The organism is Stenotrophomonas sp. S49 (genome assembly GCF_016624905.1).
Classification (GTDB): domain Bacteria; phylum Pseudomonadota; class Gammaproteobacteria; order Xanthomonadales; family Xanthomonadaceae; genus Stenotrophomonas.
On record NZ_JACVUD010000111.1, the window covers coordinates 1 to 13,533 of the forward strand.

The window sequence follows — 13,533 nt, forward strand, 5'->3', positions numbered from 1 at the left end:
CCCCCCCCCCCCCCCCCCCCCCCCCCCCCGCCACCCCACGGAATGCAAGCTTTTGCCGTTGTCGTTGTCGTTGTCGTTGTCGTTGTCGTTGTCGTTGCCGTTGCCGTTGCCGTTGCTCGTAGCAGGTGCAGGGCTGCAAGCCCTGCAGGGAAAACCCCCTCAGCCGTCGCCCTGGATGCCGCCGGGGGCCTGCGACGGGTCGCGCCAGCGGCGCACCGTGCGCTGGAAGAACAGGTTGTTCGGCAGCTGCAGCACAGTGCCCTGGTGGCCATCGCCGGTTTCCTGCAGCGTGGTGTAGATCAGGTTCACGTCGATCACCCGACCCTTCAGCCCCGGCTTCTCGCCGTTCTCCAGGACTTCGATGTAGTCGTGCAGGCGGAACGGGCGCGTGGTGAAGATCAGCAGCGTGCAGAAGATGTTGGACAGCACGCTCCAGGCCGCGAAGAAGGCCACTGCACCCACCGCCGCAAAACCGGTGAACGCGGTCCACAGCACCGAAGGCGATGCGCCCAGCAGGCTGAGGATGTACAGCAGGGCACTGAAATAGACCACGAAGCTACTGATCCGCCGCGCGCCCATCGCCATTTCCTGCGGCAGGGTGTAATGCTCGGAAAAGCGCCGGATCAGCCGCCGCGCCAGCAATCGCAGCAACCAGGCGGCCAGCAGCGTGGCCAGGATCTGCAGGCCGACGCCGATGTCGTGCAGCCACGGGTGGGTCCAGGCCGGCAGGTGATCCTTCAATGACAACATCATGGGGCGACAACGGGCAGCAGGAAACAACGCCCGATGTTACCCGGCGCGCGATGGCGTTTCGACTGCCGGGGGCCACTGCAGGCAGACCAGCGCCTGGCCGTGCCGCTGCAGGCACGCCCCGTGGGCCTCGCCGTACCATTGCAGCGACAGGCCCAGGCCCTGCTGCGCCACGCAGATCACGATGGCCAGCAGCGCTGCACAGTGGGTGGCGGACATGGGGTCTCCGGGCCTGCGGCCACGCGGGGGATGCAGGCATGGATGCAGCGGCGGCCGAAAAGGTTGCATGCCGAAGCGGCCGCGAGCCGTCTAAACCTTTTGCTGGGCCGCTGCATCCAAGCGCTATGCTCGACACCACCATGCCGCCGCCACCTGCCGCCGCTGATGCGCCCGATGAGCCCGCGTTGATACGGGCGGCTGCGGCCGGCGACACCGTGGCCTATGAGTGCCTGTACCGCAGCCATGCGCCGCGCCTGTTCGCCGTGCTGTGGCGGCTGTGCGGGGGGCAGCAGGCGCGGGCCGAAGACGCGTTGCAGGAAGCCTTCCTGCAGGCCTGGAAGGCATTGCCGGGTTTCCGCTTTGAAAGCAGCCTGGCCACCTGGCTGCACCGGCTGGGGGTGAACGCCGCGCTGATGGAACTGCGCGTGCGCGCTGGCGGGCAGGATCACCACAGCCTGGACGACATGGAAGGCGGCCTGCAGGAGCTGGCCGTGCATGACCGCTGCGCCGGCACCGAGCGTGATCTGGAGCGGGCGTTGGCAACACTGCCACCGCGGGCCCGTGCGGTATTGGTGCTGCACGATATCGAAGGCTGGAAACACCACGAAATCGCCGAACAACTGCAGATGGCCGTCGGCAGTTCCAAGGCACAGTTGCATCGCGCGCGCGGCCTGCTGCGTGCGCGGCTGGGAGACATGACATGACCACACCCGACCCCGATCACGACCTGCTGGCGCGGCTGCGCGACCTGCCGCAGCAGCGCACCCCGCCTGCCGATGGCTGGGCACGGTTGTCGGCACGGCTGCCGCCACGCGAGCCGGTGCAGGCGACCAGTGCGCCGGCGGTGGTGGTGACGCTACCACGCCGCCCGCTGCGCCGCGCCTGGCTGCCGCTGGGCGCGGCGCTGGCCGCAGGCCTGGCGCTGTTCGCGGTGGCCCCGTGGCGGCATGACGCCGTGCAGGCGCCGGCACCCGGCGGCCTGCAGCTGCAGGCCAATGCCATGGCCGCGCAGTACCAGCAGGCGGTGGCGTCGCTGCCGGCAGCGCGTGCGCCGGAATGGCAGCCGGCGCTGCAGGAACTGGACCGCAGCGTGGTGCAGATCCGCGCCGCCATGGCGCAGGACCCGCGCGCTGCGCATCTATTGGCACAACTGCGGCGCACCTACGCGCTGCGGCTGGAACTGACCCGGCAGGCGGCACAGGCCGCCGCCGGACTGACAACCTGAGGAGATTCCCGATGCGAGCCTTGCTTCCCTTGTCTGCTGCGCTGCTGCTGTTGCCAACGTTGGCGCTGGCCGACACCCGCGTGGACGAACGCCACGCCCTGGCCAGTGGTGGCCGTATTGAACTGAGCAACGTGGCCGGCAAGGTCACGGTGCGCGGCTGGGACCGCAACGATGTGCAGCTGACCGGCAGCCTCAGCGACGGCCTGCAGCTGCGCCAGGAAAAGAGCGCCAACCGCGTGCGCTGGGAAGTGGAATACCCACGGCGCAGCAACAACGGCGGCGCCACCCTGGTGTTGAACGTTCCGCGTTCGTCCGAGCTGCTGCTCAGCACCGTCAGTGCCGACCAGGACATCAGTGGCATCGATGTGCGCAGGCTGCAGGCGGACACGGTGAGCGGCAACCTGAGCGCGGCCGGGCGCAGCGCCGACAGCAAGCTCAATTCGGTCAGCGGTAATGTGACTGCACGGCTGCAGACGCCGCGGCTGGACGTGAACACGGTCAGCGGGCAGATCCAGGCCGGTGGCGGCGTGGCCGGCGACATCGGTGCGCAGACCGTGTCGGGCAGGGTCGGGGTGGATGCCGGTCGCATCCAGCGCCTGGCGGTGGAAACGGTATCCGGCGGCATCGATCTGTCGGCGTCTGCCCTGGCGCCGGGCGGCCGTATCAGCGTGGAATCGGTGAGTGCGTCGGTCAGCCTGCGGCTGCCGCGTACGGTGTCGGCGCAGCTGTCAGTGAACAGCTTCAGCGGCGCGATCAACAGCGATGCGGGCAGCGTGGAACGCCCGCGCTACGGCCCGGGCAGCCATCTGGACACCCGCTTGGGCAGTGGTGATGGAGATATCCGCGTGCAGTCGCACTCGGGCAGCGTGCAGGTCCGTCTGGACCGTTGAGCCGGCCCGGCAGGCCGCGGCGGCAGCGCCGCCGCGGTCAGGGTGGGTCAGCTGGCTTTCTTCAGCGCCCAGGTGGTGCCCAGTACTTCGATCTTGCCACCGCTCTTGCGGAACGCGGCCAGATCGGACGCAATCGAATCGCTGCTGACCGTGGTGCTGGCGGCCGCGCCCTTGCGTTCGCTGCGGATGCTGTTGGTAGCCTTCGCGGGGGTCTTTGCCTTGCGGGGCATGGTTGCTCCTGTCAGGTGGAAGGGGAGGAAAGCGCCCAGGCATCGGCCTGGCGCAGGTAGTCCTGCCGCTCGCGGCGGCAGTCATCGCCGCCCATCGCAAACTGGCGGCAGATCGCCGGGCGCTGCGAATAGATCGTGCAGCGCAGGTGATAGGGATCGATCGCCGCGCACCAGCCTTCATCATTGCGCGCCATCACGGCACGGCCGTGCCTGTCGCGCGAGGTATACTGGCGGGGCACGTCGTCGCCCGCCTGCAGCAGCACGGGCAACCGGCAGCAGACCGCATCACAACGGCGGCAGTCGATGGGTGCAGGTGCTTCTTCAGGTTGTGCGGCCACAGGGGCCAGGCGGGTGCCCAAAGCGGGTCTCGATGGCGGCTCGGGTAGTACGCGGACCATGAACGAGCCAGAAGGCATGGCCGCAAGGCCCGCTGCGCGGGCCGGGCCCTACCCGGGGACACACACCGGCGCAGCCGGCGGAAGGTAGAGCCCTATCAAGCCTACCGAGGGTAGCAAACTTCGCGTAACGTTTTGTTAATCCCGGCTGGCTGCCGCCAGCGCCAGGCCCTGCACCACGCCCAGCGAGGGCTCGCCATGCACCATGCGGGCACCGGGGAAGGCCTCGGCCGCGGCCTGGCGCAGGTAGCCGGCGCGGGACATGCCGCCGGTCAGGAACACCGCGTCCGGATCGCCGCCGATATCACTACGGACCTGCGCCAGCAAGGCCCGGATCTGTTCCAGGTAGCCGTGCGCGGCCGCAGTCAGGCCCTCGGCGCTGGTGTCGGCATGCAGGTCGCGGGCAATGTAGTCCAGCGTGCTGCGGTGTTGCGGGCTGCTGCTCAGGGCGATCTTGGCGCGTTCCACGTCGCGGTACAGGCGGGCGGTGTTGCCGGTGTCCTGCAGTGACTGCAGGCGGTCGCCCCAGGGCGCGTCCACGTGGTCGTACTTGTGCAGGCGGAACTCGCGCTGGCGGGTCATGTCCTGCACCGTGGCCGCTTCCACGTAGTGGTGGGCGGGCACGCGGGTGATGCCGCGGCCGAACAGCGGCATGTAGCTGGACAGGCTCAGTGCCAGGTCGATATCGGTACCGCCGCGGGCGATACCCCAGGCGCGGTGGATGCGCGGCGCGTCGTCGCCGCCCACCTCGGCGTGGGCGATATCGGTGGTACCGCCGCCGATATCGACGATCACGGCCTGGTGCCGCTCGCGGCTTTCGGCGTGGTAATGCATGGCGGCGGCAGCGGGTTCTTCCAGGAAATCGATCTGGTCGAAGCCGGCCTGGCTGGCGGCCTCGCGCAGGATGTCCAGGGCCTGGGCGTTGCCGGCATCGCCGATGGAGCTGCGGAACTGCACCGGGCGGCCGAGCAGGGCGGCGCGCAGCGGCTGGCCCAGCTGGGCGCTGGCGGTCAGGCGGATATGTTCAAGGATATGTGCGGCTATACCGGTGATGGTCTGCTTGGCGCGTGGGTGCAGGTTGTAGCCCAGCATCGATTTCGGGCTCTGCACCAGGTTGCCTTCGTGTTCCTCGAAATAGGCTTCCAGCGCCTCGTCGCCGTAAACCGCGTTCTGCAGCAGGTCGCTGGCGCTGCGTTCCTGCCCGGCGCGGGCTTCCATCCATTCGCGGCGCAGGGCACGCAGGGCTTCGCGGCGCAGGGCCTGCGGCGTGCGTTCCTGGCCGGCGGCACGGGCCGCGCGGGCGGCGCTCTCGATCATCTGCTGCAGCTGGTGTTCCTGCCCGGCATCGAGCTGGAAATCGTCCGGGTCGGGCACCACGCCGGGGAAGTAGACGCTGGTGCGGAACTGTTCGGCGTCGCCGAAGCGGATCGGCAGCAGCTGGCCATCGCGGACGATCGCGGCGGCGGAGTTGCTGGTACCAAAGTCGATGCCGAGGCGCATGGGAAATCCGGGGGACAGGCGGGGGCCGCGCACTCTGCTGCAGTTCGGCGCGTCCTGCAAGTTTCAGTCGGCTTCGGTTGGGTTTCAGCGCCCCCCCTCGGCTCTGGACAGTTTCCCGGCGCGCGGCAGCAGACAGCAAAGGCGCAGTGCAAGACTTTGATTTTTACGGCCGCCGCCGCGGGAAACTGTCAAGGCGGGGCGGAGAGGGGCCGACGGGACCGTAGGCGCCACGGATGGCGCCTACGAGCTACATGGACGTATTTACTGCGTGTCCCGTCGGCCCCTCTCCGTCCCGCCCCAGCGATATCAATCGAAGCGCCATACATCGGAAAAATGAGCAGAACCATCAGCCGGTTACAATGGCGGCTGTTGATTCATTTTGAGGTACTTGCTGATGTCGTCCGCTCCCGCTTGCCCGCAGTGCACCCTGGAAAACACCTATGCCGATGGCGCGCTGTGGATCTGCGCCGACTGCGGCTTCGAGTGGACCGCCGAAGAGGCCAGTGGCGCGGGGCTGGTGGTGCGTGACAGCAACGGCAATACGCTGCAGAGCGGCGATACGGTCACCGTCATCAAGGACCTGAAGGTGAAGGGGGCTTCCATTCCGTTGAAGCAGGGCACGGTGATCCGCAACATCCGCCTGGTCGAGGACGATGCCGAACACATCGAAGGCAATTCGGACAAGATCAAGGGGCTGGTGCTGAAGACCTGCTTCCTGAAAAAGGCCTGACGCGCTTCAGCGCCTCGCCTGCTGCTGCGCGCGCCAGCGGGCTAGGCTGTCCAGCTTGGCCTGGTAACGCGCCTGCTCGGGCGCCCCGCCCAGTTGCTGGGCGCGCAGCAGCTCGCGGTCGGCCCGCTGTACCTGCCCGCTGCGGAAGTAGGCGCGGGCCAGCCCGAAATGGAACTGGTGCGCACTGTCGTACAGGCGCACGGCGCGGCGGTAGTAACGGATCGCATCGTCCAGGTTGCCACTGCGCTCGGCCTGCGCCCCCAGCATGTACTGCACGAACGGATCTTCGCGCTGCACCTCGTGCAGCACTTGCTGCAGGGCGTGCGCCTGCGCGGTCATGCCCATGCGCTCGTACAGCGCACCGGCGTTGGCCAGCGCGGCGTCATGCCGGGGCTTGAGCCGCAGCGCGGTTTCCAGTGCCATGCGCGCGGCGACCAGGTCACCACGGCGGCTGGCCAGCACACCGACGTTGTTCCAGGTGGAGGCGAAGCCCGGGTCCTGCTGCAGGGCCGCCGCGAAGAATGCCTGCGCGCCGGCGCCATCGTTGCTGGCCATGCGCTCGGCGCCGCGGTTGTTGTAGAAGTGGGCCAGCGCCCGCGCGGTGCTGATCGGTTGCGGGCCGCGGCGGTCATAGAGCACGTTGCGGTCCAGATCCACCGTGCCGCTGCGCCCGTCCACCACGATGGACGCGTTCACGTGGCCCACGCTGTAGACCACGCCCTGGTCCTGGTCCTGGTACCAGGACACCACCCGGTCCACCTGCTGCACGCGTGCCTGGATACCGGCCTCGCGCGCCAGGGTCACGAACAGCAGGGTGAAGGCCAGGCAGTTGGCCCGCCGTTGCTGCCAGATTTCGGCAAGGGTGTAGGTTGCGTTGGCGTCGTACTGCAGGTCCAGGCCGCGCTGCGAAAAGATCATGTCGACCAGGGCCTGCGCGCGTTGGTCGCGCGAGCGCGATCGGTTGATCACCTGCTGCTGCAGCATCTGCCGCATCGGCGCGGGAATGGCCAATACCTGGTCGGGCGTGGGCACCGGCGCGGGTGTTGTCTGCAGGGCGGCCAGCGCCGGCGCCGGGGCGGCGTCGGTGGGCGCGGCTTGGCCCTGCGCCGCCAGGGACGGTGCGATTCCCAGCAGCACGGCCAGGCTGCAAGCGGCAAGCAGGTGCATGGACGGTTCCTGCACGACGGCGGACGCTTCCGCCTGCCGGCAGTGTAGATCGGGGCCCCCGGCCGGGCGCACACCGTCCGTCGGCACGGGCGTTGATCCACAGAGGATGTGGACCAGCGCTTCACAAAGCTGTGGACAACCGCCGCCAGCGCTTGCCGGGCAAGCGTTGTGAGTGTGTGGTGAAAAACTGACCAGCTTGCTCTGGCCGGGCGTCGGCGGGATCATCGTTACATGGACTTCGCCCCCGTTCCGCTGGCGCCGGCGCAGTGGCAGGCACTTGAAGCGGCCTATGCCACGCCACCGCGCGCCTACCACCACTTCGGCCACGTGCGCGCGGTGCTGCAGCACTGCCAGCAGGTGGCCGACGGCCCAGGCTGGCAGCAGCCGGCCGAGGTCTACCTGGCCGTGCTGTACCACGATGCGGTGTACCAGGCCGGGCGCAAGGACAACGAGGCCCGTTCGGCGCAGTTGGCCGTGCAGGCCATTGCCGATGTGCCCGCTCTTGCGCAGCTGGATGCCGCGCGGGTCGAGCAGTTGATCCTGCTGACCGCACGCCACGGTGCGCTGGGGCCCGATGAGGTAGACGCCGAGGCCGCGCTGTTCCTGGACTGCGACATGGCCATCCTGGGCGCCCCCGCCGAGGTCTTCGATGCCTACGACCGCGGCGTGGCCGAAGAGTACCGGGGTGTCGTGCCTGGCTTCCTCTACCGTGCCGGTCGCCGTCGCTTCCTGCAGGGCCTGCTGCGCGCGCCGCGCATCTTCCTGAGCGATTTCTTCCATGCGCGTCTGGACGCTGCGGCGCGGGCCAACCTGCGCCGGCACCTGGAACGCTGAGCGGGGCCGTTACACTGGCGCGGTGTTTCCTGCCCTGTCTGATCTGCCTGTGACCGATCCCGTGCCCGATCCCGACCCGCGCCCGCTGCCACCGGAAGAGCCCGGCCCCAACGAGTGCTGCGGCAGCGGCTGCCCGTTGTGCGTGCTGGACCTGTATTCGGAAGAACTGCAGCGTTACCGCAAGGCACTGGCCGAATGGCAGGCGCGGCACCCGCAGGAGGCGCCGTGAGCCGGGCGCGCCCCGCAGCGCTGTTGGCCTTGGTGGCGCTGCTGCTGTTCGTGGCAATCGCACTGTGGACGCAGTTCGCGCGCGCCGACCTGGATTGGGTACGGGCAACGCTGAGCCTGTACCTGCACGGCCCATGGGGGCTGGCCCTGCGCACCGCCTACTGCCTGTTGGCGCTGGCCATCGCGCTGCTGGGCATTGCCCTGTACCGCGGCAGCCGCGGGCCGCGCCGCAGTGCCGCCGCCCCCTTGCTGTTCACCGTGGCGGCGCTGGGTCTGGCCACTGTGGCGATTGGTGACAGCTGGCTGCCGCAACGGGCGCCGCTGATTGCGCCGCTGGTGCATGGGTTGGCCGCCAACACCGCGTTCCTGTGCGCCAGCGTGGCCATGCTGCTACAGGCCTGGTACCTGCGCCGCGAACCGGGCTGGCAGCGCAGCGCGGCGCTGCTATGGGCGTGGGCGTGGCTGGCGTTCGTGCTGCTGTGGATGCACGTGCTGTGGCGCGATGGTCCACCGCGCGGGCTGGGGCAGAAGATCGTGATCGCGGTCATCGTCGGTTGGCTGCTGCACCTGGCCGTGATCCTGTACCGCCGCACGCGCATCGCCAGCGCCCGCTGAACCGCCCACGCCGGTACATGCCGTGCACGCGCCGGCAGCGTATCGTGTGCGCATTCCAACGGGGATGCGACATGACGCGTGCAGGGCTGTGCAGGGCGATGGGACTGGTGTTGGCGCTGGCCGCGGGATCGGCAGCCGCCGATGTGCAGCAGGTCAGCCACGGCCGCTTTGAACAGGTGCCGGTGCATTCACCGGGTGGTGCGCCCAAGCGCGTGGTGATCTGGTTCCACCAACCGTCTGCCGCGCCGGCCGGTAGCGCGCCGATCGAAGCCCTGCGCGCCGATGGTGCGCTGGTGGCGTCGGTCGATGTGGACCACCTGCGCGGTGTGCTCAAGCGCGAGGGCAACAGCAGCTGCGCGTTCGGTGCGGGCGATGTGGAGAACTTCTCGCGCTGGGTGCAGGCCTATCTGCACCTTCCCGGCTACCACCTGCCGCTGGTCGGTGGCGATGGTGAGGGTGCCGAGCTGGCCTACAGCCTGGCCGCACAGGCCGATACCCAGGTGTTTGCCGGCCTGCTGACCAGCGGTTTCTGCCCCGACCACAGCCATGAGCGCATGGTCTGCGGCGACGGGGTGAAGCACGGCCGCCTGCAACCGGCCGAGTTGAATCTGCCGTGGTTGAACGCCGATGGCGGCGCCGGCTGCAAGGCCGGCCATGCCGAGGCCTTCGTGCAGCAGGTCGCGATGGCCCGTGGCTTCAAGCGCACCGCCGCCGGCGATGCCACGCCGGGGCTGGTGGCAGCGGCACGGGTGATGGGGGCGCAGGCCGGGGTGAGCCTGGCGCCGCCGCCCGATGCGCTGAAAGGCCTGCCGGTGGTGGAAGTGCCCGCGCGCGGTGACGGGGACACCCTGGCGGTGTTCGTTTCCGGCGACGGCGGCTGGGCGGGCCTGGACAAGAACGTGGCTGAGTCGCTGGCCGAGCACGGCGTGTCGGTGGTCGGCCTGGATTCGCTGCGCTACTTCTGGACCGCGCGCACCCCGCAGGGGTTCGCCGCGGACCTGCAGAAGATCATCGAGCACTACCGGCAGCAGTGGCACCGCGACAAAGTACTGCTGATCGGTTTCTCGCAGGGCGCCGACGTGCTGCCGGCCAGCATCAACCAGCTGGACGCCGCAACCCGTGCGCGCGTGCAGCGCATTGCCCTGCTGTCGGTGGGGCGCAAGGCCGATTTCGAATTCCACGTCAGCAACTGGCTGGGCGGCGGTGGCGATGGCCTGCCGATCGCGCCCGAGGTTGCGCGACTGCCGGCGGCGAAAACGCTGTGCGTGTTCGGCGAAAAAGATGCCGATGCGCTGTGCCCGGACCTGCCCGCCAACGACGGCGTGCAGAAAGTGAAGCTGCCGGGCGACCACCATTTCGGCGGCGATTACGATCGCGTGGCCGAGGTGATCCTGAAGGGCGGCGCGTAAAACCTGAGGCGTTCGCCGGGCCATGCCCGGCGCTACCGGAATGTGCGCAACGAGGTAGCGCCGGGCCATGCCCGGCGGAAAACCTGCACGGTCACCCGCGCCGCGGGTCCAGCGAAATCAACCGGGTGGCATCGAGCAGCGCCGCCGGCAGGTGCATGCCACCCGGTGCGGCCAGGTAACGCGGCCGCCACTGCGGGGCGAACTTCGACTTGAAGCGGCGCAGGCCGCTGAACCCATAGAAACGTTCGCCGTGCCGCGCCAGCAGCCCGGCCAGCCGGTTCCAGCGCCCGGCCAGGCGGTGCTGGGCCAGCCCGGACAGCGGTGCCATGCCCAGCGAGAAGCGCGCATAGCCCTGTGCACGGCCCCACAGGAACAGCTCGATGAACAGGAAATCCATCGTGCCCTTCGGCGCCTCGTTCACATGGCGCATCAGGTCCACCGACAGTTCGGCACCGGCAGGCGCCTGCCACAGATTGGCGAAGGCCACGATCTCGCCTTCGGCCTCGACCAGCGCGATCGGGAAGCGCACCAGGTAAGCCGGGTCGAAACTGCCCAGCGAGAAGCCCTTCTCATCGCCGGCCTTGTCTTCCAGCCACGCGTTGGAAATGGCCTGCAGGCGCGGCAGCAGGGCGGGGATCTCCTCCACCGGCGCTACCCGGAAACTGAGGCCGCCGCGCTTGCCGCGGTTCCAGGCCTGGCGCAGGTCGGCACGTTCGCGCCCTTCCAGGCCGAAATCATGCAGCGGCACCATCGCTTCTTCGCCCAGCTTCACCAGGCCCAGGCCCAGGTCCAGGTAGGTCTGCCAATAGGCTTCGCCTACCTGGTAGAACACCGGGCGCAGGCCCAGCCGGTCGGCTTCTTCGCGGAAGCGCCAGATCAGCGCGCGGGCGACCTCGGGTGGGCCGACCGGGTCGCCCATGGCGATCAACGAACCGCCGTAGCGCTGCATCATCACGAAGCCCTGCTGCGCTTCGTCGCGCAGCACCGCCTTGTCGGCGGTCAGCACCAGGCAGGCCTGGGTGTCGGTGGCGCCGGCCAGCACCGGTGCCAACGCCCGCAGGGTGGCATCGTCGGCCGCCGGCAGCGGCGTGCGGGTGCTGTGCAGCAGCCGCGCCAGGCCGAAGATCACCAGCGCGATGGCCACCACCAGCAGCGCACGCAGGGCGCGCGGTGCATTGCCGGACAATGCGAACTGCCACCACAGCTCGTTCTGGTATTCCACGTGGCTGTAGGTGAAGAACAGCAGCCAGGTGACCGCCACCAGCACCAGGCCCAGGTTGCGCAGCCACGGCCACGACCAGGCCTCGTCCAGCAGCGCGCCCTGGCGGTAGAACTCGCGGCGCGCCGCCCACAGGGCCATCGCCACCAGCAGCGCAGAGAGTGCAATCAGCGGCTGTCCACCGCGCAGCCAGATCGGCAGCGGGGTGATCACGCAGATCGCCATGGCCAGCATCCAGGCCGCATGGCTGCGCCGCGCCAGGCCCTGGCCGATCAGCAGCAGGGCCACGCCGGTCAGGCTGCCGATCAGGTGCGAGGTTTCCAGGATCGGCAGCGAGGCGTTCAGCAGGTGCCGCCGCGGCGTGGGCAGGGTGCCGTCGATCACCAGCGCCGCGCCCACGCTGAAGGCGGCCAGCGCAATGATCTGCGGCAGCCACGGGCGCAGGGCATGCCAGCCGGCACGGGTGGCACCGGCACCGGCCTTGAATGGCTGGCGCAAGGCCGGTGCGAGGGCCAGCAGGGTGGCCAGCAGCAGCGGCAGCACGTAGTAGGTCACGCGGTAGATCAGCGCGGCGGCCAGCACGGCGGCCGGGGCCACCTGCGGCAGCAGCTTCAGCAGGCTCCATTCGAACACGCCCAAACCGGCCGGCACCGTGGACACCAGCCCGGCCAGTACCGCCACCAGATACAGGCCGACGAAGCCGGGCAACCCGGTGGGGGTGGAATCGGGCAGCAGCACGTAGAAGGCGGCACTGGCCAGCACCAGTTCCACCACGCTGAGCGCGGTCACGCACAGCATGGTGCGGCGGTCGGGCAGCCACAGGCCATGGCCGAAGATCTGGAAGGTACGGCCGTGGCGGCCGACCAGCAGCACGGTCAGTACATACGCGGCCAAGGCAGCGATGCCGACCACGCGCACGGCGGTCGGGTCCAGCGGCAGGGCCAGCGCTGCCGCGGCCGGTTCCATGCACAGGGCCAGGCCGATCAGCAGCCACGCACCGAACACGAAGCCCAGCGTGCTCATCAGCACCACCTGGCCGATCTGCGCCAGGTCCAGGCCGGCGCTGCGGTAGCCGCGCAGGCGCACCGCGCCGCCGGTCAACGCGGCAAAGCCGACGGTCTGGCCCAGCGTATGCGCCAGGAACGCGGTGATGCCGACGCGTGCCGGATGCACGCGGATGCCGCTGCGGCGCAGGCCGATGGCATCGAAGCCGATCAGGCAGGCATAGCTGGCCAGGCCCAGCAGCACCGTCAGCGCGATCTGGCCGACGCTGAGGTTCTGGAAGGCGTGGCGGATGGCGCGGTAGCCGTTCTCGTCGAACTCGTTGGCCAGCCCATGCAGGGCCAGGGCCAGGATCAGCAGCGGGATGACGATGGTGGCGACGCGCTTCCAGGTGGAAGCGGCGGAGGGCGTGGAATCGGTGGGGGCGGTCATCGGCGCAAGGGTGCGTCAGTGGGGGCGAGTGTGGTGTCAACGCAGCGTGGCGCATCGTGCGCCTGTCGCCGCCGTTTGACCAGCGCTGGACTGTGCGCAGGCTGGCCGGATGCAGTGGCCGCGCCGGGCACACACTTCGCACGCCGGGTGGGTGAGAATGCAGGTCTGTCCACCCGCAGGAGCCACGCCCATGATGGAGCGTTACGACGTCGGACCGCGTATGTCCGAAATGACCGTGCACAACAAGGTCGCCTACCTTTCCGGCCAGATTCCGGAAGACACCAGCCAGGACATCACCGGGCAGACCCGGCAGGTGCTGGCCGAGATCGACAAGCTGCTGGCGCTGGTGGCCAGCGACCGCCAGCACGTGCTGCGTGCGGAAGTGTTCCTGGCTGACATCGCCGATTTCGACGGCATGAACAAGGCATGGGACGAGTGGGTGGTTGAAGGCGCAACCCCGGCCCGCGCCACGTTCGAGGCCAAGCTGGCGCACGCCGAGTGGAAGGTCGAGATCGTGATCACGGCGGCCGTGCCTTAACGGCAGACGAGGTCCAAGGGGTAGAGTCGACTGTTAGTCGACTGCTCTGGTAGTCGACTGCTCTTGTCGTCGACTGTCGCGTGCGGCGCGGGATGTGCGATCCCGGAAGCCAGGAGCAGTCGACTAACAGTCGACTCTACCCCTTGGACC

Annotated in this window: 16 protein-coding genes; 9 read left to right on the forward strand and 7 right to left on the reverse strand. The window is 69.1% G+C overall.

Annotated elements, in window-relative coordinates; all coding sequences use genetic code 11:
• Positions 1 to 159: 159 nt before the first annotated feature.
• Both IAE58_RS17840 and IAE58_RS17845 read right to left on the reverse strand, forming a co-directional pair.
• The gene (locus tag IAE58_RS17840) at positions 160 to 753 is read right to left on the reverse strand and encodes a mechanosensitive ion channel family protein (RefSeq protein WP_108753780.1); all 594 of its coding nucleotides are present in this window, start codon (positions 751 to 753) and stop codon (positions 160 to 162) included.
• A 36-nt stretch (positions 754 to 789) separates the two neighbouring features.
• On the reverse strand, positions 790 to 969 hold the full coding sequence (locus IAE58_RS17845; protein ID WP_199934455.1) for a hypothetical protein: 180 nt from the start codon (positions 967 to 969) through the stop codon (positions 790 to 792).
• Between the two features lie 125 nt (positions 970 to 1,094).
• Between IAE58_RS17845 and IAE58_RS17850 the strand changes: the two genes are divergently transcribed.
• Genes IAE58_RS17850 through IAE58_RS17860 form a run of 3 tightly spaced genes read left to right on the forward strand, consistent with a single transcriptional unit; the run spans position 1,095 to position 3,084 of the window.
• A complete protein-coding gene (locus IAE58_RS17850) occupies positions 1,095 to 1,673 on the forward strand; it encodes a sigma-70 family RNA polymerase sigma factor (protein ID WP_108753778.1) in 579 nt (192 codons plus the stop codon).
• Positions 1,670 to 2,194, forward strand: coding sequence for a hypothetical protein (locus tag IAE58_RS17855; RefSeq protein ID WP_199934456.1), 525 nt, complete (start codon positions 1,670 to 1,672; stop codon positions 2,192 to 2,194). Before IAE58_RS17850 ends, IAE58_RS17855 begins: the two co-directional genes overlap by 4 nt.
• A gap of 11 nt (positions 2,195 to 2,205) precedes the next feature.
• Complete coding sequence (locus IAE58_RS17860; RefSeq protein ID WP_108772028.1) at positions 2,206 to 3,084, forward strand: DUF4097 family beta strand repeat-containing protein; 879 nt, start codon at positions 2,206 to 2,208, stop codon at positions 3,082 to 3,084.
• Positions 3,085 to 3,131: 47 nt separating this feature from the next.
• Here IAE58_RS17860 and IAE58_RS17865 read toward each other — a convergent pair whose 3' ends face one another.
• The 3 genes from IAE58_RS17865 to IAE58_RS17875 form a co-directional block, all read right to left on the reverse strand.
• Positions 3,132 to 3,314: a hypothetical protein gene (locus tag IAE58_RS17865; RefSeq protein ID WP_079222716.1), complete on the reverse strand. Its 183-nt coding sequence runs from the start codon at positions 3,312 to 3,314 to the stop codon at positions 3,132 to 3,134.
• 11 nt (positions 3,315 to 3,325) lie between these two features.
• Entirely contained in the window at positions 3,326 to 3,619 is a 294-nt protein-coding gene (locus tag IAE58_RS17870; protein ID WP_108763456.1) for a YkgJ family cysteine cluster protein, read from the reverse strand.
• Positions 3,620 to 3,847: 228 nt separating this feature from the next.
• Positions 3,848 to 5,209, reverse strand: a complete 1,362-nt coding sequence (locus IAE58_RS17875) for an Hsp70 family protein (RefSeq protein ID WP_199934457.1) — start codon at positions 5,207 to 5,209, stop codon at positions 3,848 to 3,850.
• A 394-nt stretch (positions 5,210 to 5,603) separates the two neighbouring features.
• On the opposite strand from IAE58_RS17875, the gene IAE58_RS17880 reads away from it, so the two are divergent.
• Positions 5,604 to 5,939 carry a zinc ribbon domain-containing protein YjdM gene (locus IAE58_RS17880; protein ID WP_199934458.1) on the forward strand — a complete coding sequence of 112 codons (336 nt, stop codon included), beginning with the start codon at positions 5,604 to 5,606 and terminating at the stop codon, positions 5,937 to 5,939.
• A gap of 6 nt (positions 5,940 to 5,945) precedes the next feature.
• Here IAE58_RS17880 and IAE58_RS17885 read toward each other — a convergent pair whose 3' ends face one another.
• Positions 5,946 to 7,106 (reverse strand): tetratricopeptide repeat protein, encoded by a 1,161-nt coding sequence (locus IAE58_RS17885; RefSeq protein ID WP_199934459.1) that lies wholly within the window; start codon positions 7,104 to 7,106, stop codon positions 5,946 to 5,948.
• A 231-nt stretch (positions 7,107 to 7,337) separates the two neighbouring features.
• Between IAE58_RS17885 and IAE58_RS17890 the strand changes: the two genes are divergently transcribed.
• The 4 genes from IAE58_RS17890 (at position 7,338) to IAE58_RS17905 (ending at position 10,192) form a co-directional block, all read left to right on the forward strand.
• Entirely contained in the window at positions 7,338 to 7,940 is a 603-nt protein-coding gene (locus tag IAE58_RS17890; protein ID WP_108762589.1) for a hypothetical protein, read from the forward strand.
• Between the two features lie 49 nt (positions 7,941 to 7,989).
• Entirely contained in the window at positions 7,990 to 8,169 is a 180-nt protein-coding gene (locus IAE58_RS17895; RefSeq protein ID WP_108756846.1) for an oxidoreductase-like domain-containing protein, read from the forward strand.
• The gene (locus IAE58_RS17900; RefSeq protein WP_199934460.1) at positions 8,166 to 8,783 is read left to right on the forward strand and encodes a DUF998 domain-containing protein; all 618 of its coding nucleotides are present in this window, start codon (positions 8,166 to 8,168) and stop codon (positions 8,781 to 8,783) included. The genes IAE58_RS17895 and IAE58_RS17900 overlap by 4 nt, the downstream gene beginning before the upstream one ends.
• A gap of 71 nt (positions 8,784 to 8,854) precedes the next feature.
• Positions 8,855 to 10,192, forward strand: coding sequence for an AcvB/VirJ family lysyl-phosphatidylglycerol hydrolase (locus IAE58_RS17905; protein ID WP_233615029.1), 1,338 nt, complete (start codon positions 8,855 to 8,857; stop codon positions 10,190 to 10,192).
• 91 nt (positions 10,193 to 10,283) lie between these two features.
• Here the strand turns inward: IAE58_RS17905 and mprF are convergent, their stop codons facing one another.
• Complete coding sequence (gene mprF / locus IAE58_RS17910) at positions 10,284 to 12,845, reverse strand: bifunctional lysylphosphatidylglycerol flippase/synthetase MprF (protein WP_199934461.1); 2,562 nt, start codon at positions 12,843 to 12,845, stop codon at positions 10,284 to 10,286.
• Positions 12,846 to 13,035: 190 nt separating this feature from the next.
• Here mprF and IAE58_RS17915 point away from each other — a divergent pair, with 190 nt between their 5' ends.
• Positions 13,036 to 13,383, forward strand: a complete 348-nt coding sequence (locus IAE58_RS17915; RefSeq protein ID WP_108750666.1) for a RidA family protein — start codon at positions 13,036 to 13,038, stop codon at positions 13,381 to 13,383.
• Positions 13,384 to 13,533: the final 150 nt, after the last annotated feature.